At 66.7% G+C, this 22,516-nt stretch carries 19 protein-coding genes; 9 read left to right on the forward strand and 10 right to left on the reverse strand.

Annotated elements, in window-relative coordinates:
• Positions 1 to 61: 61 nt before the first annotated feature.
• Positions 62 to 1,099 (forward strand): DMT family transporter, encoded by a 1,038-nt coding sequence (locus tag FRZ44_RS25295; protein WP_151179794.1) that lies wholly within the window; start codon positions 62 to 64, stop codon positions 1,097 to 1,099.
• Positions 1,096 to 2,040, forward strand: coding sequence for a DMT family transporter (locus FRZ44_RS25300; protein ID WP_151179795.1), 945 nt, complete (start codon positions 1,096 to 1,098; stop codon positions 2,038 to 2,040). The genes FRZ44_RS25295 and FRZ44_RS25300 overlap by 4 nt, the downstream gene beginning before the upstream one ends.
• 4 nt (positions 2,041 to 2,044) lie before the next feature.
• Here the strand turns inward: FRZ44_RS25300 and FRZ44_RS25305 are convergent, their stop codons facing one another.
• Complete coding sequence (locus tag FRZ44_RS25305) at positions 2,045 to 2,473, reverse strand: YkvA family protein (protein WP_151179796.1); 429 nt, start codon at positions 2,471 to 2,473, stop codon at positions 2,045 to 2,047.
• Between the two features lie 170 nt (positions 2,474 to 2,643).
• On the opposite strand from FRZ44_RS25305, the gene FRZ44_RS25310 reads away from it, so the two are divergent.
• Entirely contained in the window at positions 2,644 to 3,405 is a 762-nt protein-coding gene (locus FRZ44_RS25310) for an SDR family NAD(P)-dependent oxidoreductase (RefSeq protein ID WP_151179797.1), read from the forward strand.
• 41 nt (positions 3,406 to 3,446) lie between these two features.
• On the opposite strand, the gene FRZ44_RS25315 is transcribed toward FRZ44_RS25310, so the two are convergent.
• The gene (locus tag FRZ44_RS25315) at positions 3,447 to 3,737 is read right to left on the reverse strand and encodes a 4a-hydroxytetrahydrobiopterin dehydratase (protein ID WP_151179798.1); all 291 of its coding nucleotides are present in this window, start codon (positions 3,735 to 3,737) and stop codon (positions 3,447 to 3,449) included.
• A gap of 141 nt (positions 3,738 to 3,878) precedes the next feature.
• Here FRZ44_RS25315 and FRZ44_RS25320 point away from each other — a divergent pair, with 141 nt between their 5' ends.
• On the forward strand, positions 3,879 to 4,322 hold the full coding sequence (locus tag FRZ44_RS25320; protein ID WP_151179799.1) for a metallopeptidase family protein: 444 nt from the start codon (positions 3,879 to 3,881) through the stop codon (positions 4,320 to 4,322).
• A 99-nt stretch (positions 4,323 to 4,421) separates the two neighbouring features.
• Here FRZ44_RS25320 and FRZ44_RS25325 read toward each other — a convergent pair whose 3' ends face one another.
• Positions 4,422 to 5,030 (reverse strand): uracil-DNA glycosylase family protein, encoded by a 609-nt coding sequence (locus FRZ44_RS25325; protein WP_151179800.1) that lies wholly within the window; start codon positions 5,028 to 5,030, stop codon positions 4,422 to 4,424.
• Entirely contained in the window at positions 5,030 to 5,764 is a 735-nt protein-coding gene (gene cobB / locus FRZ44_RS25330; RefSeq protein WP_151179801.1) for a Sir2 family NAD+-dependent deacetylase, read from the reverse strand. Before cobB ends, FRZ44_RS25325 begins: the two co-directional genes overlap by 1 nt.
• Before the next feature lie 79 nt (positions 5,765 to 5,843).
• On the opposite strand from cobB, the gene FRZ44_RS25335 reads away from it, so the two are divergent.
• On the forward strand, positions 5,844 to 6,329 hold the full coding sequence (locus FRZ44_RS25335) for a low molecular weight protein-tyrosine-phosphatase (RefSeq protein ID WP_151179802.1): 486 nt from the start codon (positions 5,844 to 5,846) through the stop codon (positions 6,327 to 6,329).
• Here the strand turns inward: FRZ44_RS25335 and thpR are convergent.
• The 3 genes from thpR to FRZ44_RS25350 form a co-directional block, all read right to left on the reverse strand.
• Positions 6,293 to 6,850, reverse strand: coding sequence for an RNA 2',3'-cyclic phosphodiesterase (gene thpR, locus FRZ44_RS25340; protein WP_151179803.1), 558 nt, complete (start codon positions 6,848 to 6,850; stop codon positions 6,293 to 6,295). The genes FRZ44_RS25335 and thpR overlap by 37 nt on opposite strands.
• Before the next feature lie 173 nt (positions 6,851 to 7,023).
• Positions 7,024 to 8,109, reverse strand: coding sequence for an FIST signal transduction protein (locus tag FRZ44_RS25345; RefSeq protein ID WP_191908296.1), 1,086 nt, complete (start codon positions 8,107 to 8,109; stop codon positions 7,024 to 7,026).
• A 75-nt stretch (positions 8,110 to 8,184) separates the two neighbouring features.
• Positions 8,185 to 8,766 carry an arylesterase gene (locus FRZ44_RS25350; RefSeq protein ID WP_225308443.1) on the reverse strand — a complete coding sequence of 194 codons (582 nt, stop codon included), beginning with the start codon at positions 8,764 to 8,766 and terminating at the stop codon, positions 8,185 to 8,187.
• A gap of 139 nt (positions 8,767 to 8,905) precedes the next feature.
• Here FRZ44_RS25350 and FRZ44_RS25355 point away from each other — a divergent pair, with 139 nt between their 5' ends.
• Both FRZ44_RS25355 and FRZ44_RS25360 read left to right on the forward strand, forming a co-directional pair.
• Complete coding sequence (locus tag FRZ44_RS25355; RefSeq protein WP_151179806.1) at positions 8,906 to 9,595, forward strand: ABC transporter ATP-binding protein; 690 nt, start codon at positions 8,906 to 8,908, stop codon at positions 9,593 to 9,595.
• The gene (locus tag FRZ44_RS25360; RefSeq protein WP_151179807.1) at positions 9,588 to 12,152 is read left to right on the forward strand and encodes an ABC transporter permease; all 2,565 of its coding nucleotides are present in this window, start codon (positions 9,588 to 9,590) and stop codon (positions 12,150 to 12,152) included. Before FRZ44_RS25355 ends, FRZ44_RS25360 begins: the two co-directional genes overlap by 8 nt.
• Positions 12,153 to 12,165: 13 nt before the next feature.
• On the opposite strand, the gene murJ is transcribed toward FRZ44_RS25360, so the two are convergent.
• Positions 12,166 to 13,770, reverse strand: coding sequence for a murein biosynthesis integral membrane protein MurJ (gene murJ, locus FRZ44_RS25365; protein ID WP_151179808.1), 1,605 nt, complete (start codon positions 13,768 to 13,770; stop codon positions 12,166 to 12,168).
• A 458-nt stretch (positions 13,771 to 14,228) separates the two neighbouring features.
• On the opposite strand from murJ, the gene FRZ44_RS25370 reads away from it, so the two are divergent.
• Positions 14,229 to 15,797, forward strand: coding sequence for an anti-phage dCTP deaminase (locus FRZ44_RS25370; protein WP_151179809.1), 1,569 nt, complete (start codon positions 14,229 to 14,231; stop codon positions 15,795 to 15,797).
• Between the two features lie 21 nt (positions 15,798 to 15,818).
• Here FRZ44_RS25370 and FRZ44_RS25375 read toward each other — a convergent pair whose 3' ends face one another.
• Positions 15,819 to 18,614, reverse strand: coding sequence for a [protein-PII] uridylyltransferase (locus FRZ44_RS25375; RefSeq protein WP_151179810.1), 2,796 nt, complete (start codon positions 18,612 to 18,614; stop codon positions 15,819 to 15,821).
• A 175-nt stretch (positions 18,615 to 18,789) separates the two neighbouring features.
• Here FRZ44_RS25375 and FRZ44_RS25380 point away from each other — a divergent pair, with 175 nt between their 5' ends.
• A complete protein-coding gene (locus tag FRZ44_RS25380; protein WP_151179811.1) occupies positions 18,790 to 19,539 on the forward strand; it encodes a hypothetical protein in 750 nt (249 codons plus the stop codon).
• A 122-nt stretch (positions 19,540 to 19,661) separates the two neighbouring features.
• Here the strand turns inward: FRZ44_RS25380 and mutS are convergent, their stop codons facing one another.
• Positions 19,662 to 22,385: a DNA mismatch repair protein MutS gene (mutS, locus tag FRZ44_RS25385; protein ID WP_151179812.1), complete on the reverse strand. Its 2,724-nt coding sequence runs from the start codon at positions 22,383 to 22,385 to the stop codon at positions 19,662 to 19,664.
• Positions 22,386 to 22,516: the final 131 nt, after the last annotated feature.

Raw genomic sequence — 22,516 nt, forward strand, 5'->3', positions numbered from 1 at the left:
TCCTCGAACAGCCTCAACCGGTCAGCCCTGCCCATGGCGTGACGATGACCGAACGGTTAGGGTGACCAGGTCTTCGATCACGCGTCGCATCATGGGCCTGCCGCTTCCCCTTCCCGCCTTTGCGTCCCAGCTCGCCGAGGCGGCCGGCCGGCTGCCACAGCCGGTCCGCGCCATCCTGTGGATGCTGGTCGCCTGCCTGCTGTTCGCGATCCTCAACGCCTTCATCCGCGAAGCCTCGCGGGCGATGCACCCGTTCCAGGCAGTGTTCTTCCGCAACCTGTTCGGGCTGCTCTTCATGCTGCCCTGGATCAAGACCGCGGGGCTCGAATCGCTCAATCGCCATCGCATGAAGCTTTATCTCGGCCGCACCGCGGTCGGGCTCCTCTCCATGTTCGCCTGGTTCTGGGCATTGAAACTCTTGCCCTTCGCCGAGGCGATCGCGCTCAGCTTCGCCTCGCCGCTCTTCGCCACGCTGCTGGCGGCGATGTTCCTGGGCGAGCAGGTGCGGATCCGGCGCTGGACCGCGATCCTGGTGGGCTTCGCCGGCGTGCTGGTGATCCTGCGCCCCGGCGCCGACGCCTTCAGCGCCGGGGCCCTGTTCGCGCTGGCCTCGGCGGCCTTGGGCGCCTGCGGCATCATCTTCACCAAGCAGCTCGTGCGCAGCGAATCCACCACCGCGGTCGTCACCATCATGGTGCTGATCCAGACGCCGATGGCGCTCATCCCCGCGCTCTTCGTCTGGGAGTGGCCCGCGGCCTCGCTCTGGCCGATGCTGCTGACGATGGGCCTGGCCGGCTCGCTCGGGCATATGAGCTTCGTGCGCGCGCTGCGCCTGGCCGAAGCTTCCTCGTTGATGCCCTACGATTATGCGCGCCTCGTCTTCGCTGCCATCATCGGCTGGCTCTTCTTCGCCGAGGTGCCGGACAACTGGACCTGGGTCGGCAGCGCCATCATCGCCGCGGCCGCGGTCTATATCGCGCGGCGCGAGGTCAAGCTCAAAGCCATGCCGGCTGCAGCCCTCGCTTCGTCCCTGCCGGACGAGCCGCCCGCGATCGTCACCAAGCCCCCGATCGTCACGAAGACCGGGCCCGCCGCATGAGGGTCGTCCCCGTCTCGGTCGAGCAGCGCTGGATGGCGCTCTCGGGCAATCTGCGCGGCGCGCTCTGGATGATCGGGTCCGGCGTCATCTTCACCTTCATGGCGATCGCGATCAAACTGCTCGGCCATCGGCTCGACAGTTTCCAGATCGCCTTCTTCCGCTGCCTGATCGGCTTCATCGCCATCCTGCCCTTGGTGGCTGCCTATGGCATCGAGGTGCTGCAGACGCGCTCGCTCAAGATCCATGCGCTGCGCGGTCTCTTCGGCCTCATCGCCATGTTCGCGAGCTATTACGCGATCGCGCGCATTCCGCTCGCGTCCTACACCGCGCTCAGCTTCACCAAGCCGCTGTTCTCCACCATTCTCGCCGTCGTCATCTTGCATGAAATCGTGCGCTGGCGGCGCTGGAGCGCGACCGCGGTCGGGTTCATCGGCGTTCTGGTGATGGTGCGGCCGGGGGCCGAGACCTTCAACAGCGCCGCCCTCTTCGCGCTTGCGGATTCGCTCTCGATCGCCTTCCTGGTGACGCTGATCAAGCGCCTGCCGCCGGGCGAGACGCCGCTCGGGATGATGTTCTATTTCGGCGTCTTCTCGACCATCGCGGCGCTGCCGCCGGCCCTCTACGTCTGGCAATGGCCGACGACGGCGGAATGGGGGCTGCTGGTCTTCATCGGAATCCTGGGGGCCCTGTCGCAGTCCTTCTGGATCCGCGCCTATCGTGCCGGGGAGGCTTCGATCGTCGCCCCCTTCGATTATCTGCGGCTGCTCTTCGCCGGTATCGCGGGCTATCTCGCCTTCGCCGAGACCGTGGATCTCTGGACGGTGCTGGGGGCCGCGATCATCGTGGTCTCGACCGTCTATATCGCGCGGCGCGAGGCGCGGCTGCCGCGCGCGCAGGCCAAGGCCCGGATCGAAGCGAAGGCCGTCGAAGAGGCGAGGTGACGCGTCAGGCGGCGGGCGGCTTGCCGGCGTCGACCAGCTTGCGCTGGATGAGATCCTTGGCGCGCTCGCGATGGGCCGGCTTGATATGCTCGGTGACGGCGCGGATCGCGGCATAGAGCACGGTGCCGTCATCGACGAAGCCGATGCCGGTGAGGAAATCCGGAATCAGATCGACCGGCAGGACGAAATAGGCGAGCGCACCCATGAGGGTCGCCTTGGCCCGCAGCGGCGTCGCCGGATCGAGCGCGCAGTAATAGGCCGCCAGCAGCATGTCGAGAAAAGGCAGCTTGCCCGCGACGCGCCGCAGCTTGGTCCAGAAGCCCCGGGACACGCGGGCCTGGTCGCGCTGGAACTTCGCGGGATCGTAGGGCGTCAGGGCGGTGCTGGTCGCGACCGCGCCGACATCGGCGGCTGTGGGCGTGTCCGTGGTCATGGGCGGGCATATGGCCCTGGCCATCCCCCTCCGCAAGGCACGGGTATTATGAGAATTCTTCCGACCCTTGCAGCCGGAGGCCCGGCTGGTCATTCTGCGCCGCGGCAGGCCGGGGCTAAGCGCCGGTCGGCCGCGGAAATCAGCCATTTTTCGAGGAAGAGGCGAGGGCCATGGAGATCAAGGGACAGGCAGCGATCGTCACCGGCGGCGGCTCCGGCATGGGGGCCGACGTGGCGCGCCACCTGGCGAAGGCGGGGGCCAAGGTGACGCTGGTCGACGTCAATCGCGAGGCGGCCGAGGCGGTCGCCCGGGAGATCGGCGGCTTTGCCGCGATCGCCGACGTGTCCGACGCGGCCGCGGGGGAGGCGGCGGTCAAGGCCGCGCGCGAGCGCCATGGGCCGGCACGCATCCTGATCAACGTCGCCGGCATCCTCATTCCGGGCCGCATCGTCGGCAAGGACGGGCCGTTGGCGCTGGAGAAGTTCAGCAAGGTCATCACCATCAACCTGATCGGCACCTTCAACATGATGCGGCTGGCGGCCGCCGACATGGCGGGCGCCGAGGCGCTGGCCGACGGCGAGCGCGGCGTCATCATCTCGACCAGTTCGGTCGCGGCCTATGAAGGCCAGATCGGCCAGGCGGCCTACGCCGCCTCCAAGGCCGGCATCGTCGGATTGACGCTGCCCGCCGCGCGCGATCTCGCCGGCCGGGGCATCCGCGTCAACACCATCGCGCCGGGTCTGGTGGCGACGCCGATGATGCTCACCCTGCCGCCGGAAATTCAGAAGAGCCTGACCGACACCATGCCCTTCCCGAGCCGGCTGGTGCGGGCGGACGAATATTCGCGGCTCTGCCTCCACATCATCGAGAACACCGCGATCAATGGCGAAGTGATCCGCCTCGACGGCGCGCTGCGCATGGCGCCGCGCTAAGGCGGGCCCGAAGGCGGGATCGAGGAAGGATCGCGGGGGCCCTATCCCGCGATCTTCCCGATCGCGCGGGCGAGCTTCACGTCGCGCTCCGAGAGGCCGTCGCAATCATGGGTCGAGAGGGTGATCTCGACCCGGTTATAGACATTGGACCATTCCGGATGGTGGTCCATCTTCTCGGCCAGCAGCGCGACCCGGTTCATGAATCCCCAGGCCTCGTTGAAGTCCTTGAATTTGAAAGATTTGTGGAGGGCGTCGCGACCGGCGACCGCCTGCCATCCGGCCAGTTCCTGGAGGGCGGCGGCACGGGCATTGGCATCGAGCTTGGCGATCATGAAATCTCCTTTGCAGGCGCGGGTCAGAGTCTCGTAAACGCGCTATCCTACATCTTCAGATAGCGCTGCCTCACCCTTGCCCCAGTGGCGAACGGCGCCGGCGCGTGAGAATGACGGGCATAGCCCCTTGAGCGAGAGACCATGGCCGATCTGATCAAGACCTCCCGCCGCTTCGGCGTCGCCCCGGACCTGGCCGAGATCGAGGAGATCGCGGCCGCCGCCTTCGAGACGATTCCCGAAGAGCTGGCGCAGCATGTCCAGGAGGTGATCATCCGCGTCGAGGATTTTCCCGATGCCGAGACCGAGGAGGAGATGGAGCTCGAGACTCCGTTCGACCTCCTGGGTCTCTATCGCGGACAGCCGCTGGGCGCCAAGAGCGTCAGCGACGTCGTCACCGACATCGACATGATCTTCCTCTATCGCCGGCCGCTGCTGGATTTCTGGTGCGACAGCGACGAGGAGCTCGAGCATATCGTGCGCCATGTGCTGATCCACGAGATCGGCCATCACTTCGGCTATAGCGACGAGGACATGGAGCGGCTCGAGGAGGAATCCGACAGCCGCGCCGCCGGCGCGCAGGCGTAGAACGCCAAATCGACAGCGAGCAGCCCCCTCCCTAGCCCTCCCCCTTACAGGGGGAGGGGACAACAAAAATCTGCCCCGTCTCCCGCTTGCGGGGGAGGGCTAGGGAGGGGGCTGCTCGGTTGTCCCCAACGCCTTGCGCACCCGCCGGCGCAAGACCGGCAACAAGTCTTCCTCGAACCAGGGATTGCGTTTGATCCAGCCGGTGTTGCGCCAGGAAGGATGGGGCAGCGGCAGGAATTGCGGCAGATAGTCGGCGAAGCGGCGCACCGTATCGGTCATGGTGCTGCCGCGACGCCGGCCCAGATAGAACGCCTGCGAATAGCTTCCGACCAGCAGCGTGAGCTCGACGCCCTTGAGGAACGGCATGATCTGCGGATGCCAGAGCGGCGCGCATTCGGGCCGCGGCGGCCGGTCGCCGCCAGCCCCGTCGGTGCCGGGAAAGCAGAATCCCATCGGCACGATCGCGATCTGCTTCACGTCGTAGAAGCGCTCGCGGTCGATCCGGAGCCATTGGCGCAGGCGATCGCCCGACGGATCGTTCCAGGGAATGCCGGTTTCGTGCACAAGCCGGCCCGGCGCCTGGCCGACGATGAGAAGTTTCGCGCTCGACGAGGCGCGCAAAACCGGGCGGCAGCCATGCGGGAGAGCCGCGGCGCAGACCCGGCAGCCCTGCGCCTGCTTCAGCAGGGTGTCGAGTTTGCTCGCCATCAGGAACGCAGACGTGCGGCCGCGTCGATGAGGGCCTCGGCATAATGCGGCACCACCTCGCTCGCCGGACCATGCCGCGCCTCGGCGAACAGGGCCGCCCCCTGGCTGGGCTCGAGATTGAGCTCGACCGTGTGGGCGCCCGCGGCCCGCGCCAGCTCGACGAAGGCCGAGGCGGGATAGACATTGCCGGAGGTGCCGATCGAGAGAAAGAGATCGGCCCGGCCCAGCGCCTCGAAGATCCGATCCATCTCGAACGGCATCTCGCCGAACCACACCACATGCGGCCGCAGGCCCCCGCGCTCGCCGCAGGCAGGGCATATTGCCTCGACCGTAAGATCGTCATGCCAGGGCAGCACCGCCTCGCAAGCCATGCAGCGTGCCTTGAGCATCTCGCCATGCATATGCACGATCGCCTCGCTGCCGGCACGTTCATGGAGATCGTCGATGTTCTGGGTCACCAGCAGGAACGCCCCCGCACCAGCCTGGGCCCAGGCGCGTTCAAGCCTGGCCAGCGCGTGATGGGCCGGATTCGGCACCACGGTATCGGACAACAACCGGCGGCGGCGCTGGTTATAGAAACCATGCACCAGGACGGGATCGCGCGCGAAGCCCTCGGGCGTCGCCACATCCTCGACGCGCACCTTCGCCCAGATTCCGTCCGCATCGCGGAAGGTCTCGAGACCGGACTCCTGCGAGATGCCGGCGCCGGTTAAGATGACGAGGTTGCGTGCCATGATCGAGGTTCCATTCTAATCGCCCGCGGCGTCCCGCCAAGCCCCCCGGACGCCGCGGCCCAACGCCATTTGTAACGCAATGAAACGGATCCTGTTTGTCTGCACCGGCAATATCTGCCGCTCGCCCACGGCCGAGGGGCTGTTCCGCCACCGCATCCGCGAGGCCGGGCTCGAAGACCGGCTCTCCGGAGATTCCGCCGGGACCGAAGGCTATCATGTCGGCGACGCGCCCGATCCCCGCGCCATCGCCGAAGCTGCGCGTCACGGCGTCGAGATCGGCGATCTCAGGGCAAGACAGCTCGACCGTGCGGATTTCCAGCGGTTCGATCTGCTGCTCGGCATGGATCGCAGCCATCTGGCGTTCATGCGCCGCCTGGCGCCGCCCGAGGTGCAAACCCGAATGGCACTGCTGCTGGCTCACGCGCCCGATTGCGGACGGGCGGAAGTGCCCGATCCCTATTATGGCGGCGAGGCGCAATATCGGTTGAGTTATCGGCTGATCGACGCCGGCGTCGCCGGGCTCATGCGCTATTTGGCGGAGACCGTCGCGCGCGACAATTCGTAGGAACATTCGGCGCGGTAATAGGGACCCTCGCCGCCGATGAAGCTCGAATAGATGGTGAAGTGCGTCACGTCGAAGGGCCGGCTGCGATAGAGCCCATGCTGGGCGAGGAAGGCCTGCATCTTCGAGGGCGGCGGCGGCTGATTCGGCCGCGCCAAGGTGACGTGAGGCCGGAAGCGCTGGCCGTCGGGCCGCGCGCCCGCACGGACCACGGCGGATTCGATCTTGTCATGGAGATGCTGCAGCGCCGGTTGCGGACGCACGCCGGCCCAGACCGCGCGCACCTTGGAATCGTCGCCGAAATGGCCGACGCCGGCGAGCTCGAGCGCGAAGGCGGGCGCGCGGATGCCGCAGAGGGCCGCGTCGATATCGTCGGCGGTGCCGCCGTCGACTTCGCCGATGAAGCGCAGCGTGATGTGGAAATTCTCCGGCGCCACCCAGCGCACGCCGGGCAATCCGCAGCAGAGATGCGACAATCCGAGGCGGACCTCGTCGGGCAACGAGAGGGCGACGAACAGGCGCAAAGCAACCAGCCCCCTTTATTGGCGATCAGGCGACTCGGGGTATAGCGACTCGGATTCCTTTATAGCGTCAGCGGCCGATTCGGCAAAATGTCATCGTGGAACAGCCGTACGCCTCTGTCTTAACTCTGCAACAGTCAGCAGGCCTGTCCTGACCGAAAGCGCCGTTCCGGCCGCTAGAAGAACACCGCGAGCACGCCGGTGAAGCTGCGGATGCGGTTGTAGCAAATCTCGGCGGAGCCGAAGAATCCGATCACCGGCACCGCCCCCAGGCTGCCGCCGATGATGCCGAACTCCTCCTCCGCCGAGCCGAACAATTGCGGGCCGCGCCGCGTGCAGGAGAAATAGACGGCCCCCTTCGCGGTTCTCTGCCCTTGCGGAACGACGCGGGCCAGCATGGCGCGCAGATCGGCCTCGGCCGCTTCGCGCGAGAGCCGCATGAAGGAGAGGTTGGCGCCGATCTGCACCGTCCGGTCGAGCGCCAGCCAGCCGCGATCGGGATCGGCGCCGAGGATGCCATGGGCCATCAGGCTGGTGCCGGTGCCGATATGATCTTCGAGCCCGACATAGCAATCCCAGCCGATCCGTTCGAGGCTGGCCTCCGAATGGGGCGCCAGCTCTTCCTTCAGCACGGCCAGCGCCGGGCGGCCATCCACCTCCGTCAGCAGATTGCGCGCCGCGCCGGTGACCCGGTGCGGCGGGCCGATGGGCGCGCAACTCTGGGTGAGGCCGGTCGCCGCCCCCACGCCGGCCGCGAAGAGCACGCCGGAGAAACCGCCTTCGACCACGCGCTGCGCCACTTGCGGGAAGATCCCGGCGCGCGAGGAGGTCATGCCGCCCACCAGGAAGCTGCCGGTCACCTCGGCCAGATCGGTGACGATCGAGGGCGCCAGGGGATTGCGGGGATCGCCATGAACGATGCCGAGCAGGGGGTGAGCGCGGGCCAGCCAATCCCCATATTCACGGCGGAAGGCACCGAAGGCGCCATGAACCGGTTCGAATACGCGGAAACTGTCGGGCGGCAGACGCCCCACCATGGCCACCAGGGCCGGCTGGTCGAAATGACCGACCGCAGCCTCGCCCGCGAGCTTGGCCCCGATGCCGATCCCGACGGTGCCGACCCAATCGGCGATGCCGGTCGATTGCCGAAGTTCGGTCAGAATCTCGCCCAGATGTCGTGCCAGATAGTCGGTGGCGTAAAGCAGCCCGATATTGTCGCCATGAGCCGCCACGTCCAGCCGTTCCGAGATCTGAGCGACCAACGACCTCCAATCGCCCCCGGCTGCATGTGCGGCACGAAAGACCGCCATCGCTTGCATCCCCTCGCCTGCGTCGTCTCAGCCCGAATCGCTTTCCTTGCGCGCCTTGATGAGCGCGATGACTTCGGGCGCTATGCGTTTCACGATCGTCGCCACCCCGGCGGCGTTCGGATGAATGCCATCGCTTTGGTTGAGCGCCGGATCGCCGGCGACACCGTCGAGATAGAAAGGAACCAGCGGCACCTGGAACTGGCGCGCCAGATCCTCATAGAGCGGATCGAACGCCGCGACATAGTCGGCGCCCAGATTGCGCGGCGCCTTCATGCCGATCAGCAACGTCGGGATCCGGTCTTGCGCCAGGCGCGTCAACATCGCGGCGATGTTCTCGCGCGTCGCCGCCGGATCGAGACCGCGCAGGCCGTCATTCGCACCGAACTCGAGCAGCACCAGGTCCGGCTTGTCGGCGAGCGTCCAGTCGAGCCGCGCGAGACCGCCGGCCGAGGTGTCGCCCGCGACGCCGCCATTGATGAGCTTCACATTCTCGCCCGCCGCGATCAGCGCGCGTTCGAGCTGCGAGGGAAAGCTGTCCGCATCGGGCAGGCCATAACCCGAGGTCAGGCTGTCGCCGAACGCCAGGATCCGCAGGGGTTCTGCAGCCATTACGGGCAGCGCGAGCGAGCCGAGCGCCGATGACAAGATCAGCGCAAAGAAAGCACGTCGCGCAAAATGAGGGGGGTCCCGACGGCCACCCTCGTAAGGACGACCATGACCGGCGTCGACAACAGCGGAAGCGGAACCCATGATTCGACTGGAAGCCATTGAGCTAAGTTTGGGTAGCCAGGAGCGAAAGGTCAACGTATTGCGCGGCCTCGATCTCGCGGTGGCGGCGGGCGAGACGATTGCCGTGGAAGGGCCTTCCGGATCAGGAAAAACCAGCATGCTGATGGTGATTGCCGGGTTGGAGCGACCCACCGGCGGCCGGGTGCGGGTGGACGATGTCGAGCTTGGGCCCCTTAACGAAGATGCCCTCGCCCGCTTCCGACGCGACCGCGTCGGCATCGTGTTCCAGGGGTTCCATCTCATCGCGACCATGACCGCATTGGAAAATGTCGCGGTGCCGCTGGAGCTTGCGGGACGTGCCGACGCTTTCGTGCGCGCCCGCGAGGAACTGACCGCTGTCGGGCTCGGACGGCGCCTGTCGCATTACCCGGGGGAGTTGTCCGGTGGCGAACAGCAGCGGGTCGCGTTGGCCCGCGCTTTCGCCTGCGAACCTCGGTTACTTTTAGCGGATGAACCCAGCGGCAATCTCGATCCGGATACTGGACATGCGGTGATGGATCTCATGTTCGCCGAGGTCGCGCGGCGCGGCACCACCCTCCTTCTCATCACGCACGATCCCGCCCTGGCCTTGCGTTGCGGGCGGCGATTGAGACTGGTCGAAGGCCGGCTGATCGACGGACCGGCCCTGGGTAGCATGACTCATGGTTGATAGCCTGGTCTTGTCCGCACGCGCCAGCCGGGGGCCCCAGCTGCTGGCGCTGCGTTTCGCCTGGCGCGAGCTTCGGGGCGGGATCGCCGGCTTTCGCCTGTTCCTGGCCTGCCTGGCGCTGGGTGTGGCGATCGTCGCGGCCGTGGGCTCGCTCGCGGCGAGTCTCGAAGCGGGCATCGCGGCCGATGCCACGCGTCTCCTCGGCGGCGATCTTGAATTGCGGCGCGTCTATCGTCCGCTCGAGCCCGACACGCTTTCCTTCCTCCAGGCGCGCGGCCTGACCTCTACCCTGGTCGAGACGCGCAGCATGGTGCGGCCCGTCACCGGCGACGCGGCGCCGCTGCTGGTCGAGCTCAAGGCGGTCGATGCGCCCTATCCTCTCGTGGGACAGGTCGATCTCGATCCGCCGCAACAACTCGCCGAGGCCCTGGCCTCGCATGACGGTGCGCGCGGTGCCGTGGCCGATCCGGCGCTGTTCGATCGCCTCGGCGTCCATATCGGCGATCGCATCAAGCTCGGCGCCGAGGAATTCATCCTGACAGCCCATCTCGTTACCGAGCCCGATCGCGGCGCCACCGTCTTCTCGCTCGGGCCCCGCCTGATGATCGCCGAGGACGCGTTGCCGGCGACGGACCTGCTGGTGCCGGGCAGCCTGGTTTATTACGAGACGCGCCTGTCGCTGCCGCCGACGGCCACGGAAAGACCGGACGCGCTTGCCAAGGCGGTGCGCGCCGAATTTCCCAATTCGGATTTCCGCGTGCGCACGCCGAGCGATGCCGGCCCCGGCATCAAGAGCTTCGCGCGACGTGCCGCGCTTTTTCTCAATTTCGTGGGCCTGGCCGCCCTTCTCATCGGCGGCGTGGGTGTCGCCAATGCGGTCGGCGCCTATCTCGAAGGCAAGCGCACGACCATCGCGACCCTGAAATGCCTGGGCGCCAGCGCAGGCCTGATCGCAAGGCTCTATCTGGCGCTGGTGCTGGGCCTGGCCGCGGGCGGCGTCTTCATCGGCTTGATGGTGGGTGCCGCCGCCCCCTATATCGCGGCGCCGTTCCTCGCCGCCCATTTCAGCGTGCCGTTCCGTGCCGCGATCCATGCGCTGCCCCTGGCGGAAGCGGCGGCCCTGGGCCTGCTCGCGGCCCTCGCCTTCGCCTTCCTCCCCCTGGCCCGCGCGCGCAGGGTGCCGGCAGCCGATCTCTTCCGTGCCACCGCGCCGCGCTCGATCGATCTGCGCGACCGGCTGCTGCTGGGCGGCATCTGTCTCGTCCTCGCCGGTTTCACCGTGCTGGTCTCGGCCGACAAGCTGCTGGCGTTGGGCTTTGTGGTCGCGGCCGCGCTCTGTTATCTGCTGTTTCGCGTCCTGGCCCAGGCGCTGGGACGGCTGGCGCAGTATCTGGCACGCCGCCAGAAAGGCCATCCGGCCTTGCGTCTGGCGCTCGCCAATCTGGCGCGGCCCGGTGCGCCCACCACGAGCGTGGTGCTGTCGCTGGGGTTGGGCTTGACAGTGCTGGTCGTGGTGGTGCTGGCGCAGGGCAGCCTGCACCGGCAGATCGCCCAGACCTTGCCGGCGGTGGCACCCGCCTTCTATTTCATCGATATCCAGAACGATCAGGCCGAGCCCCTCCGCGCCACGGTGGGCCGCACGCCGGGCCTCACCGCCTTCCGCGAGGTGCCGATGCTGCGCGGACGCATCGCCGCGGTGAACGGCACGCCGGCCGATCAGCTGACGGTGCCGAAGGACCAGCAGTGGGTGCTGCAGGGCGACCGCGGCCTCACCTGGTCCGACAGTCTGCCGGAGGGCAGCCGCCTGACCGCGGGCCACTGGTGGCCGGCCGACTATCAGGGCCCGCCGCTGGTCTCCTTCGAGGAGGAAGCGGCCGCGGCCCTGGGCCTCGAGCCCGGCGACCATGTCACCATCAGCGTGCTGGGCCGCGAGATCACGGCCGAGGTCGCCAGCATCCGCGCCATCCGCTGGACCGATCTCACCATCAATTTCGTGATGGTGTTCTCGCCGGGCAGCTTCGCCGGCGCGCCCGCCACCTGGCTCGCCACCGCGAGCCTGCCGCCCGAAAGCGAAGCGGCGCTGGCCCATGCGGTGGCGGCGCAGTTCCCGAATGTCTCGACCATCCGGGTCAAGGATGCGCTGGCCGCGGTCGACGGGATCTTGAGCGCCGTCGGCGCCGCCATCACCGCGACCGCCGGGCTGGCGCTGGCCTCCGGCCTCCTGGTTCTGGCGAGCGCCGTGCTGGCGGAGGAGCGGCGCCGGATCTATGAGGCGGTCGTGCTCAAGGTGCTGGGCGCCACGCGGCGCGATCTCGCCCGCGCCTTCCTGCTGGAGCAGGGCTTGCTGGGGCTGGTCACCGGATTGCTCGCGATCCTGCTGGGCTCGATCGCCTCCTGGGTCCTCGTGACCTATGGCATGGAGAACGAGTGGAGCTTCTCGGGCCCCACCGTCTTTGCGATCGCGCTGGGCGGTGCCGCGCTGGCGCTGCTGATCGGACTGGGCGGCACCTGGCGCGCGCTCTCCACGCCGGCAGCACCGCATCTGCGCAACGAGTGAGCCCCGCGCCGGATCAGGCCTCGCCGCCGGCGTCCCTGTCGGGCGTTGCCGGTGCGGCGACAGCAGGCGTTGTGCCCTTCTTGCGCGAGAGCGCCTTGGAGAAATCGGAACGGGCGAAGGCGCCGAACAACAGGCCCAGCCCGGCATAGGCGACGAGCCCGACCGTCACCAGCACCACCAGCATGATCAGCCTCAGCCAGCCGCCGGCGGCGATGAAGGGGTCGATCGCCCAGGTCGTCCCCAGCAGGATCGCCGTCATCCCGAGGCTGGCGAGGAAGATGCGCGGCAGGCGGCGTTTCAGCCGCGCGTCCATCACGAAATGCTCGAGCCGGAAGAGCTTCGCGCCGAGAAGCGTGGCGTTGAGCGTCGTCGCCAGGGTGGTGGCGATCGGAATGCCGATGAAGCCGATGGTCTGCGACAGCCCGACGCTGAGCGCCACATTGGCCGCGACCGCGATCAGCGCGACGCGGAAGGGCGTGGTGGTGTCCTCGCGCGCGAAGAAGCAGGGGGCGAAGGCCTTGACCAGGGCGAAGGCCGGCAGGCCGGCGGCGAAGGCGGCGAGCGCCCAGGCCGAGGCGTGGCTGGCCTCGGCATCGAAGGCCCCGCGCTCGAACAGCGTGGTCATGATCGCGACCGGGATGGCCAGCAGCGCCATCGTCGCCGGAATGATCAGCGTCATCGAGAATTCGACGCAGCGATTGAGATTATGCATCGCGACGTCATGCCGGCCGGCGCGCAAGGAGCGCGTGAGCGTCGGCAGCAGCACCACGCCGACGGCGGCACCGATGATGCCCAGCGGCAGCTGGAACACGCGGTCGGCGTAATAGAGATAGGAGACGGCCGCCGGGAAGCTGGTGGCGATGATGGTGCCGACCACGATGTTGATCTGGGTGACGCCGCCCGAGAGCAGCCCCGGCACCATCAGCTTCAAGAGCCGTTTGATCTCGGGATCGATGCGCGGCATCGGCAGCGACAGCACCATGCCGGCGCGGTTGCAGGAGAAGACCAGCCAGATGAACTGGCAGAGGCCCGAGGCCGCGACCGACCAGGCCAGCACCAGGCCCGGGCGTCCGGTGAAGGGCACCACGAAGATGAGAGCGCCTGCCATCACCACGTTCAGCAGGATGGGGGCGGCCGCCGGCGCGCCGAAGCGATGGAGCGAGTTGAGGATGCCGCCCTGGAGCGCCGTCAGGGACATGAACAGGAGATAGGGGAAGGTCACTTGCGTGAACTGCACCGCATAGCCGAACTTGACCGGATCCTCGGTGAACCCCGGCGCGATGATCCACATCAGCCAGGGCATCGCGAACTGCGCGCCGATGGTGAAGAGCAGCAGCCAGAACAGCAGGACCGACATCACGCGCTCGGCGAAGGCCTTGGCCGCGGCCGGCCCCTGCTGCTCGAGCCGGCCGGCGAACATCGGCACGAAGGCCGCGTTGAAGGCGCCCTCGGCGAACATCTGGCGGAACAGGTTGGGGAAGCGCATCGCCACGAAGAAGGCGTCGGCGATGGGCCCGGTGCCCAGCGCATGGGCGATCAGGATGTCGCGCAGGAAGCCGCCCGCGCGGCTGACGCCGGTGAGAGAGCCGACTTTGACGATCGAGCCGATCAGCGCCATAGGAAAACCGCGGCGCCCAAGCTCTCAGGAAACGCTATTGTTCCCTTGAGGAGTCGGAGTTCTGCAGAGTCCTCGCGCTTTGGCGGGAAACTCGACTTACTTTTGATCTGGTGGCTCGCTGTCTTGTGTACGCAACCTATGGTCTGTACCGAGTCGCGCCGATTTTGGCGCTTCCTCTACGGGCAACTTCTCCCGCCTTAACCCTCGGTCCCAGCCATTTACATCCTGTACGGCCGCGTCCAGCTCTTCGCGTAACCAGCTATATTTGTTGGTATTGCTTTGAGCCATCGCCAGTCTCTCTATCTAAGGATGCATAAGCAACGACTCGATACCACGTTTTCGATCGCGTTGACAGATTCCCCTTTCCAGGAAACAATGATTCTGAGGCGATTCTTTCGCCCATTTTTTTGACACAATTTACTATCTCAGGTTGAGTAACCATATTAAAGGAATCGGATATGGCTGAGATTAGCGAAACAAGTGAGTTTTTAACGCCATTGAAAGGCCAGGAACTGGTCTTCGGGCTCGTAGGCCCCATTGGTGCGGACCTAAAGCTCGTGGCAGAGGTTCTGAGCCAAGAACTTGCCAATGTTCGGTACGTCGCAAAGCGGATCAAAATTACCGACTGCTTTGAGTCTTTTGAGCATGATTTTCGTCTCGTTAGGCGGCCTCTGGAAGCTTACTACAAAAGCTATATCGATGCCGGCAATGAGCTCCGAAAAATCACTCAGCGACAAGATATCCTGGCACTCATGAGCATCGCTGCAATTCGGCGGGCCAGAAGCGAAATTACCGGCGATCGAAAAGTTCCTGCCTCTCGAACTGCCTACATCCTTCATCAGTTCAAACGACCGGAAGAGATTTCTGCACTGCGACGGGTGTACGGACCGTGCTTTGTGCAAATTTCCGCTCACTGTCCAAGAAGGCTCCGCGAACTCTCCTTAACCGACAAAATTTCAGAGTCATATTCGCACGAGAGACGCGGCGACTACTATCAAGCCAAGGCCGTTGAACTAATCGTCAGAGACGATGCCGAAGAAGAGATTACTTGTGGGCAGCGAGTCCGCGAAACGTTTCCGTTGGCCGACGTAGTTATCAACGCAAGTTCTCCGGAAACCGTAAGACAGACATGTAGGCGGTTCATCGAAGCATTCTTTGGGAATTCCTTCATTACCCCAACACTGGACGAATACGGCGTCTATCTCGCTCGATCGGCCGCGCTGAGATCGGCTGATCTCTCAAGGCAAGTGGGGGTGGTGATTGCGAATGAAGGAGGCGACGTAGTCGCCGCAAGCTGCAATGAAGTGCCAAAGGCTTTCGGCGGGGCGTACTGGCCAGAAGATACCTTTGATTTACGGGACTTCAAGCTTGGCTATGACCCGAGTACAAAGGTAAAGCGCCAAATTCTCTCTGACGTCTTTCGACGATTGAAAGACGGTGGCTGGCTCAGCGATGGGCATTGCAATAAAGACGTGTCTGCACTTGTCGAAGAATCGCTCGATGGCAAATCCGGCTTGATGCACGATTCCTCTATAATGGACATCCTTGAGTTTGGTCGAGTCGTCCATGCTGAAATGCATGCTCTCAGTACTGCCGCAAGGAACGGTATTCCAGTAAAGGGCGCGACTCTCTTCACAACAACTTTTCCATGCCACATTTGCGCTAGGCACATAGTAGCCGCCGGCATTAAACGTGTTGTCTATGTTGAGCCTTATGCAAAGAGTCTGGCTGGCGAGCTGTATCCCGATTCCATCGAGATCGAAGGAGATAGTCGGGTTGCCGGCCCAAAGGTCTCCTTCGAGCAGTTCAAGGGAATCGGATCTCAACGTTTCTACTCAATCTTCCAGAAACGGCAACGTAAGGATCGCAGAGGGAATGTCATCGCGTGGAGCGCTCCCTCGGCGGAGGCGATTCCAGAGCTATTGGTTGCCGCTTATGTAAATATAGAGTCGGCTGTCCTCAAATCCTTGTCCGAGCACCTTGCACAAGTGAACTTGAAACTTCGAACACCTGATCTGGCGGCGTAGGATTCCCTAAAGCCGCGTGCCCTACTCGGCCGCGGCCGAGTCGCTGTCGGGGTCGCTTGGCGAAGGCGCGGCCGGGGGCGACGATGTCTTGGCCTCCCCCTCCTCGAGCACGGCCATCAGCGCGTCGCGGATCGGCTTGAGGCGGGCATCGCCCTCGACCTTGAGGCCGAACTTGTCCTTCACATAGAACACGTCCACGGCCCGCGCGCCGAAGGTCGAGACCTTGGCCGACATGATCTGCAGTTTCTGGGCGGCGAGCGCCTTGGTCAGCCCATAGAGCAGGCCGCGCCGGTCGCGGCCATTGACCTCGATCAGGCTGTGTTCGGCCGAGCCCTTGTTGTCGATCAGCACGCGCGGCGCCACATTGAAGAGCTCGGTGCGCCGGCCCAGGGGCGAAGGCGGAAACACCAGGTCGGGCGGCGCCGGCTCGTCGTCCGCCAGCATCCGTTCCAGGCATTGGCGGATACGCTTCAGATCCTCGGGCCGCTCGATCTCGCGGCCTTCGCCGTCCTGGACCTGGAAATTGTCGAGCGCCTTGCCGTTGGCGAGCGTGAAGATGTCGGCGGCCGCGATGTTGGCGCCGGCCAGCGCCAGCGCACCCGCGAGCCGCGCGAACAGGCCCGGCCGGTCGGCGGTATAGACCGTCACTTCCGTGACCGCGCGCCAATGGTCGATGCGGGTGTCGAGGGCCAGCGCATCGCCGGCGCGTTCCGCGCGCTCGACCAGCCGCGCATGGCGCGCCAGCGTCTCCTTGTCGTAGGCCAGCCAATAGGAGGGCGTGCCGCGCGCCACATGGGCGGCGAAGGCGGCATCGGTCCAGTCGCCGAGCTCGCTGCGCAGCGCGTCGACCGCGACCTTGACCCGCTCCTCGCGCTTCACGGCGATGAGCCCGCCCGAGATCAGCTCCTCGGCGCGCCAATAGAGATCGCGCAGCAGCTGCGCCTTCCAGCCGTTCCAGACCTTGGGTCCGACCGCGCGGATGTCGGCCACCGTCAGCACCAGCAGCAGCCGCAGCCGTTCGAGCGATTGCACCGCGGCGACGAAATCCTGGATCGTCTTGGGATCGTCGATGTCGCGCTTGAAGGCGGTGTTGCTCATGATCAGGTGGTAGCGCACCAGCCAGGAGACGGTCTCGGTCTCTTCATCGGTGAAGCCCAGCCGGGGCCCGAGCTTGAGCGCGATGTCGGCGCCCAGCTCCGAATGATCGCCGCCGCGCCCCTTGGCGATGTCGTGCAGCAGCACCGCCAGATAGAGCACGCGGCGCGACTGCACCAGATGCACCACCTCGCTCGCGATCGGCACCTCGTCCTTGATCAGCCCCTGCTCGATCTTCCACAGGATGCCGATGGCGAAGATGGTGTGCTCGTCGACCGTGAAGTGGTGATACATGTCGTACTGCATCTGCGCCACGACGCGGCCGAAATCCGGCATGAAGCGCCCGAAGACGCCGGCCTCGTTGAGGCGGCGCAGCGTGATCTCCGGCCCCTTCTTCGAGGTCAGCATCGCGACGAAGAGCCGGTTGGCCTCGGGGTCGGCGCGCAGCTTGGCATCCACCAGCTTCAGATTGCGCGTGATGAGCCGGAGGCTCGCCGGATGGATATCGAGATCGTGACGTTGCGCCACCTCGAACAGGCGCAGCAGATTGACCGGATCCTTCACGAAGGCGTCCGCGTCGGCGACCGCCAGCCGGTCGCCATCGACCGGGAAACCCTCGATCTCGCGCTGGAACAGGCCGAACCGCGCGCGCGACAGCAGCGATCGTTTCTGATGCTGGGCCTCGAGCACGGCGCAGAAGATGCGCGTCAGGTCGCCCACCGACTTGGCGATGAGGAAGTAATGCTTCATCAGCCGCTCGACGCCGCGCGAGCCGGCATGGTCGGTATAACCCATGCGGCGCGCCAGCTCCGGCTGCAGATCGAAGGTCAGCCGCTCCTCGGGCCGGTCCGCCAGGTAGTGAAGATGGAATCGCAGCGACCAGAGGAAGGCCTCGGCCTTTTCGAAGCGCCGCACCTCCTCGGCCGTGAAGACGCCGCGATCGATCAGCGTCGCCACATCCTCGACGCGATAGAGATATTTCGCGATCCAGAAGAGCGTGTGGAGGTCGCGCAAGCCGCCCTTGCCGTCCTTGATGTTGGCTTCGAGCGAGTAGCGCGAATCGCCCATGCGCTTGTGGCGCGCCTTGCGCTCGGCAAGCTTGGCCTCGACGAAGGCGGGCCCCGTGCCGGCCACGATCTGCTTGAGGAACTTGGCGCGCAGATCCTGATTGAGCGCCTGCTCGCCCCAGATATAGCGCGCTTCGAGCAGGGCCGTGCGGATGGTGAGATCGTTCTTGGCCTGGCGGATGCACTCATCGACCGAGCGCACCGAATGTCCGACCTTGAGGCCCAGATCCCAGAGCCGGTAGAGCATGTATTCGATCACCTGCTCGACATAGGGCGTGCGCTTGTAGGGCAGCAGGAACAGGAGATCGATGTCGGAATGGGGGGCAAGCTCGCCGCGGCCATAGCCGCCGACCGCAACCACGGCGAGGCGCTCGCCGGTCGAGGGGTTGGCCAGCGGAAACACCAGCTGCGTCGCCGCGTCATGGAGCGCGCGGATGATCTGATCCATGAGATAGGAAAGGGTGCGTGCCGCCATGCGCCCGTCGCCGGTGGCGTCGAAGCGCCGCCGCACCTCGGCGCGGCCTTCCGCGAGCGCCGCTTTCAGCACCCGGGAAACCGCGGCCTCATCGAGCTTGCCCTCGTCGGCCAGCGCCGCCAGCTCCACGGTCAGCTTGCGCCGGTCGATGACCTTGCGGGGATCGGAGATTTCTCCCATCGCGCCATTATAGGGCGTCGGCCTCCTTCCCGCCAAATCGGGACCGGTGCCGCTTCCGCCCGGAACCCATTGCCGCAGGGGGCGTTTGACACCAACTGGTGATTGCGCAGCCCGGAGCGCTCATACTGGGCAGGAAATCGCGGATATGAGCCTTCGCCAGACAGGGCCCATCCTCATGCCATCCCCCTCTGCCCAGCCGACCCCGTTCTCGCGATGGCGCGCCATCGCGCCGGCGCTGATGGTCTGTTTCGCCCTGGCGGCCTGCGCCGACGACAAGCCGCCCCCGCCGGCCGCGACCCTGTCGCCCGGCCAGTCGCCCAACGCCTCGGCCTATGACAGCACCGCCGCGACGCCGATGGGTTCCGAAGCCGCCCAGACGGCGCCGACCGTCGGCTCGCAGCCCATGGCGCCGGCCCCCCTGCCGCAGACAGCGACCTCGTCCCCCTCGTCGAACAAGCCGGGGTCGCCCTCGATCGACCAGGGGGCGGGCGGCATCCTGCTGCCGGTGACGGCCAAGTTCCTGATCGACCGCCCCGACACGATCGAGGTCTCGATCCGCGACGCCCAGGCCGCCGACCGGGTCCAGCTGGTGGCGCCGGACGGCAGCCTGGCCGACGCCTTTCAGCTCGACCGGGAAACCATCCACGCGCAGGACACCGGCTCGTCTGGATTCAATTTCGGCGTGGGCGTGAGCGGCGGATCGAGCTCGGGCGTCCAGCCCAGCTTCGGCATCGGATTTCCGATCTTCGGCGGCGCGCCCAACAGCCCGCAGCGCGACGAGGTGCGGACCAAGGCCCTGATCAAGGTCCCGGACATGGCCGCTTATCGCGCCCGCTGGCAGCAGACGGTCGTCCGCATCTATCTCGGCGACAACAGCCCCAGCCCGCGGAAGATGGAGATGGCGGCACCGGCGCCGCCGTCCTGAGCGGCAGCGCCGGCGCGGGACCGAGTGCCACGCGATGCGGAATCAATGACCGGAAACGCGGCGCCTTGGCGCAACCGGGCCGTCCCGGAAAACCGGTCTCGGAATCGTTCGCCGAGAAACGATCAGGAGGAAGCGAGCAGAGCCTTGAGGCGATAGAGCGCTTCGAGCGCTTCCTTGGGGGTGATCTCGTCGGGATGGAGTTCCGCGAGCGCGCTGTCGAGCGGGCGCGGCTCCGCCAGTCCGCCCGGCGCGGCGCGCGCGGCCGCGGCCGAGAACAGCGGCAGATCGTCCGCGAGCTTGGCGAGCGCACCCGCCTGCTGGCCCTGCTCGAGCAGCGTCAGCACCGCTTCGGCGCGCGCGACCGCCGCCGCCGGCAGCCCGGCGAGTTTGGCGACATGGATGCCGTAGGAACGGTCGGCGGCACCCGGCGCCACCTCATGCAGGAACACCACCTCGCCCTGCCATTCCTTGACGCGCATGGTGTAGGGCGCGAGGGCCGGTAGCTTGGCCGCGAGCGAGGTCAGCTCGTGATAATGCGTCGCGAACAAGGCGCGGCAGCGATTGACCTCGTGCAGATGCTCGACCGTGGCCCAGGCGATCGAGAGCCCGTCGAAAGTCGCGGTGCCGCGGCCGATCTCGTCGAGGATCACCAGCGCCTTCGGGCCCGCCTGGTTGAGGATGGCGGCGGTCTCCACCATTTCGACCATGAAGGTCGAGCGGCCGCGGGCGAGATCGTCGGCGGCGCCGACGCGGCTGAAGAGCCTGTCGACCACGCCGATGCGGGCCTGCGCCGCCGGCACGAAGCTCCCTATCTGCGCCAGGATGGCGATGAGCGCGTTCTGGCGCAGGAAGGTCGATTTGCCGGCCATGTTGGGCCCGGTCAGGAGCCAGAGCCGGCGCTCGGGGCCCAGATCGCAATCGTTGGGCACGAAGCGCGTGTCGCCCTTGGCCTCGAGCGCGGCCTCGACCACGGGATGGCGCCCGCCTTCGATCGCGAAGCTCTGATCTTCCAGCACCACCGGCCGGCAATAGCCGCGTTCGGAAGCGAGGGCCGCGAGGCCCGCCGTCAGGTCGGTCAGGGCGAGCGCCCGCGCCGCGTCCGCGATCGCATCGCCTGCCCCGCGCACCTTCTCCACCAGCGCCTCGAACAGCTGCAGCTCGATCGCGAGCGACTTGTCGGCGGCCGAGGCGATCTTGCGCTCGAGCTCGCCCAGCTCGACCGTGGTGAAGCGCATCGCCGAGGCCATCGACTGGCGATGGATGAAGAGGCCGTTCTCCTTGATCTTGTCGGCGTGGGTCGCCGTGGTCTCGACGAAATACCCCAGCACATTGTTGTGCCGGATCTTGAGCGAGGGCGTCGCGGTCTCGTTGCGATAGCGCGTCTCGAGGTCGAGGATCAGACGCCGGCTGTGGTCGCGCAGGGTCCTGAGCTCGTCGAGTTCGGCGTGATAGCCCGCGGCGATGAAGCCGCCGTCGCGGATGAGGATCGGCAGCTCGGCTGCCAGCGCCTGCGTCAGCAGCTGAACCAGACCGCCGTGATCGCCCAGGTGGCGCGCGGCGGCGGCCAGCCCCGCCGGCAGATCGGTCTCGCGGTTCAGCAGCGCGCGGATCTCGCCGGCAACGGCGAGGCCGGCTTTCAACGCCGCCAGATCGCGCGGGCCGCCGCGGCCCAGGATCAGGCGCGACAGCGCGCGCTCGATGTCGGGCGCGCGGCGCAACAGCGCGCGCAGATCGTCGCGCAGATGGCCGTCGGCGACGAGCCGCTCCACCATGTCGAGCCGCGCCGCGATGATCGCGGGCTCGGTCGAGGGGGCCGCCAGCGCCGCGGCCAGCGCCCGCGCGCCCGCACCCGTCACGCTGCGATCGATGGCCGCGATCAGCGAGCCTTCGCGCTGGCCCGACAAGGTTTCCGTGAGTTCCAGATTGCGCCTTGTCGCCGCATCGATCTCCATGACCGTGCCGCGCGCCAGGCGTCGCGGCGTCGAGAGCCGCGGCAGCTTTCCGCGCTGGGTCAGCTGGACATAATCGATCAGCGTGCCGGCGGCCGCGATCTCGGCGCGCTCGAAGCTGCCGAAGGCATCGAGCGCCTTGACGCCATAGAGCGCTTCCAGCCGCCGGCGCGCGGCCTCGCTGTCGAAGCGGCTCGACGGCAGCGGCGAGAGGATCGAGGTCCAGTCGCCGAGCTGGTCGCGCACCGGCCCCTGCGCCAGGAGCCGCTCTGGCAGCAGCAGCTCGCCCGGCGAGAGCCGCGCCAGCACCGCCGCCAGGTCGCGCGGCTCGACCGGCTGCAGCTGGAAATCGCCGGTCGAGATGTCGAGCCAGGCCAGGCCCAGCCCGCCGGCGGCATCGGCCAGCGCCGCCAGATAATTATGCCGGCGCGCGTCGAGCAGCGTGTCCTCGGTCAGGGTGCCCGGCGTCACCACGCGCACCACGTCGCGCTTCACCACGGCTTTGTAGCCGCGCTTCTTGGCTTCGGCCGGATCCTCGATCTGCTCGCAGACCGCGACCTTGAAGCCCTGGCGGATCAGCCGGGCGAGATAGGCGTCGGCGGCATGGACCGGCACGCCGCACATGGCGATGTCCTGGCCGTCATGCTTGCCGCGCTTGGTGAGCGCGATGTCGAGGGCGGCCGAGGCCCTGACCGCGTCCTCGAAGAACAGCTCGTAGAAATCGCCCATCCGGTAGAACAGCAGGCAGTCGCGGTTCTGCGCCTTGATGGCGAGATACTGGGCCATCAGCGGCGTGGCGCCGCCCTCGGCCGCGATCAGCGCAGCCGGATCCTCGGGCGCGTCGGGCTCGCCGCCGGCAGGCTCTCGGTGATCGCGGGGCGGACGGGTCAGGGACATCGGTTCGGAGTCGCGGATTCCCATAAAAAGCGACGGTTCCCCTCATGACAGGGGGCGGGCGGCGCGTGTAGGTTGCCGCCCAACTTGCGCCTGTCGGCGCAGCATCGGCAACTCAACCGCAGCCAGGGTTG

The organism is Hypericibacter terrae (assembly GCF_008728855.1).
Taxonomy (GTDB): domain Bacteria; phylum Pseudomonadota; class Alphaproteobacteria; order Dongiales; family Dongiaceae; genus Hypericibacter; species Hypericibacter terrae.

Bases quoted from the DNA above. Each gene is read 5' to 3' on its own strand.
- FRZ44_RS25300 (WP_151179795.1), top strand. From the start codon at position 1,096: ATGAGGGTCGTCCCCGTCTCGGTCGAGCAGCGCTGGATGGCGCTCTCG.
- FRZ44_RS25305 (WP_151179796.1), bottom strand. From the start codon at position 2,473: ATGACCACGGACACGCCCACAGCCGCCGATGTCGGCGCGGTCGCGACC.
- FRZ44_RS25310 (WP_151179797.1), top strand. From the start codon at position 2,644: ATGGAGATCAAGGGACAGGCAGCGATCGTCACCGGCGGCGGCTCCGGC.
- FRZ44_RS25315 (WP_151179798.1), bottom strand. From the start codon at position 3,737: ATGATCGCCAAGCTCGATGCCAATGCCCGTGCCGCCGCCCTCCAGGAA.
- FRZ44_RS25320 (WP_151179799.1), top strand. From the start codon at position 3,879: ATGGCCGATCTGATCAAGACCTCCCGCCGCTTCGGCGTCGCCCCGGAC.
- FRZ44_RS25325 (WP_151179800.1), bottom strand. From the start codon at position 5,030: ATGGCGAGCAAACTCGACACCCTGCTGAAGCAGGCGCAGGGCTGCCGG.
- cobB (WP_151179801.1), bottom strand. From the start codon at position 5,764: ATGGCACGCAACCTCGTCATCTTAACCGGCGCCGGCATCTCGCAGGAG.
- FRZ44_RS25335 (WP_151179802.1), top strand. From the start codon at position 5,844: ATGAAACGGATCCTGTTTGTCTGCACCGGCAATATCTGCCGCTCGCCC.
- FRZ44_RS25350 (WP_225308443.1), bottom strand. From the start codon at position 8,766: ATGGCTGCAGAACCCCTGCGGATCCTGGCGTTCGGCGACAGCCTGACC.
- FRZ44_RS25355 (WP_151179806.1), top strand. From the start codon at position 8,906: ATGATTCGACTGGAAGCCATTGAGCTAAGTTTGGGTAGCCAGGAGCGA.
- FRZ44_RS25360 (WP_151179807.1), top strand. From the start codon at position 9,588: ATGGTTGATAGCCTGGTCTTGTCCGCACGCGCCAGCCGGGGGCCCCAG.
- murJ (WP_151179808.1), bottom strand. From the start codon at position 13,770: ATGGCGCTGATCGGCTCGATCGTCAAAGTCGGCTCTCTCACCGGCGTC.
- FRZ44_RS25370 (WP_151179809.1), top strand. From the start codon at position 14,229: ATGGCTGAGATTAGCGAAACAAGTGAGTTTTTAACGCCATTGAAAGGC.
- FRZ44_RS25375 (WP_151179810.1), bottom strand. From the start codon at position 18,614: ATGGGAGAAATCTCCGATCCCCGCAAGGTCATCGACCGGCGCAAGCTG.
- FRZ44_RS25380 (WP_151179811.1), top strand. From the start codon at position 18,790: ATGCCATCCCCCTCTGCCCAGCCGACCCCGTTCTCGCGATGGCGCGCC.
- mutS (WP_151179812.1), bottom strand. From the start codon at position 22,385: ATGTCCCTGACCCGTCCGCCCCGCGATCACCGAGAGCCTGCCGGCGGC.